The 4,385-nt window shown below is 71.7% G+C and carries 4 protein-coding genes; 2 read left to right on the top strand and 2 right to left on the bottom strand.

The features are described 5' to 3' along the window. A partial coding sequence (locus MJ777_RS22330) for a type II toxin-antitoxin system VapC family toxin (RefSeq protein WP_239377700.1) occupies positions 1–446 on the bottom strand: 446 nt, incomplete at its 3' end. Next, positions 436–648 carry a prevent-host-death protein gene (locus MJ777_RS22325; protein WP_370651446.1) on the bottom strand — a complete coding sequence of 71 codons (213 nt, stop codon included), beginning with the start codon at positions 646–648 and terminating at the stop codon, positions 436–438. The genes MJ777_RS22325 and MJ777_RS22330, both read right to left, overlap by 11 nt. A gap of 919 nt (positions 649–1,567) precedes the next feature. Here MJ777_RS22325 and MJ777_RS22320 point away from each other — a divergent pair. Together MJ777_RS22320 and MJ777_RS22315 are read left to right on the top strand one after the other, a co-directional pair. Further along, entirely contained in the window at positions 1,568–2,434 is an 867-nt protein-coding gene (locus MJ777_RS22320; RefSeq protein WP_239346152.1) for a hypothetical protein, read from the top strand. 11 nt (positions 2,435–2,445) lie between these two features. Continuing rightward, positions 2,446–4,385, top strand: a 1,940-nt coding sequence (locus MJ777_RS22315; RefSeq protein ID WP_239377699.1) for a DUF6603 domain-containing protein, incomplete at its 3' end; no start/stop codon positions are given.

The raw sequence follows: 4,385 nt of genomic DNA, 5'->3' as shown, positions 1-4,385 counted from the left end.
AAAGGCGGCCTCGTGACCGGGACCACGCGCAAGCCTCTTTCCAGGCCGGTGTAGTCGCTGGGGTTGGTGGTGAACAGCGGAAGGCCCTCCGCGACCGCCGTAGCGGCAATCATCAGGTCCGCGATCCGGCGACGCGGCTTGCGACCCGCGGCGACGATGGCCGCGGACAACCGGCCGTAGACCCGCGCAGCCTCGGCGTCGAACGGGATCGGGTCGAACTCGTTCTCAACGCGCTGGAGTATCTCCATCCGCCGCGCCCGTTCCGCATGCTCGTCGTACAGGTCCTGCTCGTCGTTGCGCCGCACCTGGTGCGGCCCGGCGGACAGCTCCGCCAGTGTCACCACGCTGATCGCCATCTCGTCCGGAAGCTCGGCAACGTTGACCCAGCGGCGCAGGATCAGGATATTGGTGTCCAGCAGGCCCTGCCGGGCGGATTCACCGATCATAGGCGCTCGTCGCCTCATGGTCAGCCGCCGTGTCCTGGTCGGCGCGGAACGCCGCCAGATCGGCGTCAGGAGCGTTGCGCGACATCGCGGCGAACTCCTGCCGCGAGACGAACCGGCGCCGACGCCGCATTGGGACGAGCTGCCCGATCTGATGACCATCCCGAGTGACCGTGAACGACTGCCCATGCTCGACGGCGTCCATGATCTCCCGAGACCTCGACCGCAGATCCCGCTGCGTGATCTCAGGGACGCCCACCCCGACAGCGTAGCACCCAGTGCCACACCGTGCCGCACCGAAAATCGCGAGCCACGCCAAACGTGATCGCTTAGAGCGCCCGAGGATAGGGCGTTCGATCAGTGAGCTGCTCATCCGTGCCCGATCCGGCGAGGCTGCGGAGGAAGGCGTCCTGGTGATGGGCGCCGACTGACGACAACGCGGCCGGACGGGACGCGGGGAGCCGCGAGCCGGACAGTCCTGTTGCCGGGCGCTCTCAAAGCGCCCGGCAACAGGGACGCGGCGTCGCGGGGCTGGGGCACGTTCATCGCCGCCCCGGATCACGACCAGCCGTGCCAGCGCGGATGCGTTACCCGCTCCGCCCGCGGGACCCGTAGCTTGTGCACGACGCGCTCGGCCCCGTCCACAACGTGCGCATATAGCACGCCGCCGAGTCCAGCCCGGCCAGGGCGAGGCCACCACGCACCAGAGCCCTCCAAGCACGCGCGTCGGCGAGCTGCCGGATGCGCGATATCTCCGTCCGGCCGGGTTGGTGCCAGCACCGATGCCACGGGACCGTGCCGCGCATAACGTGACACGAGCTGCCGCAGGGCGAGGCTTGCCTGGCGGGAAAGCTGTCGATCATACCTGTTGGGGGGTGATCCGATGGGTGATTACCGCCGCCGGCAGGAACGATCACCATGGGCTTCACTGGCGCGGGAAGCTTCGCCAGCATTTCGTGCAAATCAAGGTAAACAATGTTCTTCATTCGCTATAACGGCAGGACTGGTACCGGGCCGGAACGCTTCCTGCCCGCCCGCCGGGGCTGGGCATCGATCACTCTTGCCGGGCGCGCTGAGACGCCCATGAACCGATGAGACGACCCATCAGCGGACGGAGGTGACAGATGGCTACGGCGACGCCGGACACCATCGGCACCGTGCTCACCCAGCTGCTGACCGCAGCGGCGGATGCCGCGCGGGACGGCGGCGACCGGCTTGGCGACCTGCTCAAGGAGGCCGAGGGCGCACCCGAGCGGCTCGTGGACGACATCAAGCTGTTCGCCGAGCAGCAGCTCGACCGGCTCAAGCAGCTCGTCAACCCGCCGGACTGGTGGAACCTGCTCGTGATCGCCCTGCTGGCGATCCACGAGCTCGACCCTGACCACCTGCTGGTCGGCACCTGCCAGATGCCCGACTGGGCCCGGATGCTGACGCTGACCTACCTGCCGACGACGCCGGACGCAGTCCAGGCCTCGGTCACCCTTGGGCTTGCCCTGACGGGCGACGGGCGGCATGGCTCGATGATCAAGATCAGCGGCGCGCTCGACGGCGTCCAGATCCCATCCGGCGGCGGCCCGCTCACGGTGGGCATCGCGACCGACCCTGGCGGGACCGCCACCTGGCTCATCCCGTTCGGCGGCCCGGTGACCACACCCAAAGGCACCGACGGCACCGGTGGCGTGCGGCTGTCCGTGGCGCTCACGCCTGGCCTGGACCAGGACGCCGGAGCCGCCCGGCTGAGCGTCGGCAAGGTGCGGCTCGAGCTGGCCCTGCGGTATCCGGCGCAGCCGCCGGACCACCCGCTGTGGCGGCTGTTGGTGGGCCTGAGCGGCGACGGCGGCCGGCCGGGGCTCGACGCCGAGGTCGACCTGCAGAGCCTGCTCGGGCCGCTTGGCTCGATCGTCGCCCTCAGCCCGCCGGACATCCGGTACTCGCCGCGGCTCGTGCTCGTGGCGGACGAGTCCCCCCAGTTCACCCTCGGCCCGAGCTGACGGAGTCACTTATGAGCGGGAATGGCTGGATCGTCGGCACCCTGGACGTCGCCGGGCGCCCCGACGGGACCGCGAGCGCTGTCAGCGTCGACCTGAGCGTCAGTGCCGGCCTCGACCTGCCGGGGCTGCGGCTGCGGGTGGACGACGCGCGCGTCGAGGCCCAGCTCAGCGTGCGCCTGCGACCGCCAGGCCTGGAAATGCGGGCCGTACCGATGCTGCCGGCGGGGGCCGGCGCGGAGCTGACGTTGCCGGGTGTGACGGGCAGCGGCTACCTGCGCCGCGACGGCGACCGGTGGGCCGGCGCGCTGTCGGCCCGGCTCGGGCCGGTAGCGGTGAGCGGGTTCGGCATCCTCGACCTGAGTGGCGGTGGCCTGTCCCTGGTGGCGCTGCTGGCGGCCGAGTTCGACGTCCCCGTCCAGCTGTCGTTCGGGTTCACGCTGGTGGGCGTGGGCGGGCTGGTGGGCCTCGGCCGGCGCCCCGACATCCCGGCCCTGCAGGCCGCGGCCAGCTCCGGGGAGCTGTCCCGGCTGCTGTTCCCCCGCGTCCCGATCGTGGGCGCCGACCGGCTGCTCCCGGTGCTGAACGGCTGCTTCCCGGCCGCGCCGGGCAGCGCGGTCGCCGGCCCGATGCTGAAGCTGGGCTGGGGCACGCCCACAGTGGTCGCGGCCACCATCGCGGTCCTCGCCAGCGACGACGGGGTGGTGATCATCGGCCGTGTCGCCATCACGCTGCCGTTCGAGCAGGCGGCGCTGATCCGGCTCGAAGCGCTCGTCTTCGGGACGATCACCGGGGACGGCCTGTCCATCGAGGCGACGCTGGCGAACTCGCGGATCGTCGGCATCCCGGTCGACGGCGAGCTGCGGCTGCGCCTGCGCACCGGGGACGACCCGCTGTTCGCGCTCTCCGCTGGCGGCTTCCATCCGGCCTTCACCCCGCCCGACGGGATGGCGGGGATGACACCGATCCACACCGAGATCTCCCCAGGCCCGATGCTGCGCGCCCGGCTGGCGGCCTATCTGGCCGTCACCACCGAATCGGTCCAGTTCGGCGCGCGTGCCGAACTGCGGGCCGGGATCGATGGTTTCAATATCTCGGGCCATTTCGCGTTCGACGCGCTGATCCAGCTCGACCCGTTCGGTTTCGCCGTCGACTTCTCCGCCCGGGTGAGCGTGGAGTGCGCCGACTTCTGTGTCGGCAGCCTCGGCCTGAGCGGGCACCTCTCCGGCCCCAGCCCGTGGCGCATCCACGGCCACGCCAGCGTCTCGGTGCTGTGGTGGGACGTCGACGTGGACATCCCCGAGCTGACCTGGGGCTCGTCGGACGCGCCGCAGCTCCCGAAGCCGCGCGCCCCGCTCGACGTCCTGCTCGGCCAGCTCCGCACCGCGTCGAACTGGACGGCGAGCACCGCGCCCGTCCCGGCGGTGGTCGAGCTGCGCCCCGGCCCGGATCATGGGGCCGCCGCCGTCCACCCGCTGGCTGAACTGCGGTTCGCGCAGACCACCGTGCCGCTCGGGGTCGCCCTGCAACGCATGGACGGGGTCCCGCTGCCCGCTGCGGTGACCCTGCGGGTGAGCGCGGGCGACCCGGAGCCGCCGCTGACCATGACACCCGCGGCGTTCGCCCCGGGGCAGTTCCTCGCCCTCGACGCCACCAGTGCGCTGGCCGGCGCCGGCTACGCACAGTTCGACGCGGGGTTCCTGCTCACGCCGAACGCCGTCGTCTTCGGGCCGAAGGAATCCCGCTCGATCGACCCCGAGCTGTGTGTGATCGCCCGGCGGTTCCGGTTCCCGACGACCGTCTCTCTCGGGCCGCCGCTGGCCCTGGCGGCCACGACCGGCCACGGCCACGCCCCCGCGGCGGTGGCCAGCCCGCTGGTGCGGCTGCGGGATCCCGGCGCCGCGGTCGTCGCCGGCCGCGCGGCGCTGCTCGCCGCGAATGATCAACTCGCCGC

It is taken from the genome of Protofrankia sp. Cj5 (assembly GCF_917627405.1).
Lineage (GTDB): Bacteria > Actinomycetota > Actinomycetes > Frankiales > Frankiaceae > Protofrankia.
Note: the sequence above shows the minus strand (reverse complement) of the source record. Positions and strands in the feature narration are given on the sequence as shown.

Bases quoted from the DNA above. Each gene is read 5' to 3' on its own strand.
- MJ777_RS22325 (WP_370651446.1), bottom strand. From the start codon at position 648: ATGGACGCCGTCGAGCATGGGCAGTCGTTCACGGTCACTCGGGATGGT.
- MJ777_RS22320 (WP_239346152.1), top strand. From the start codon at position 1,568: ATGGCTACGGCGACGCCGGACACCATCGGCACCGTGCTCACCCAGCTG.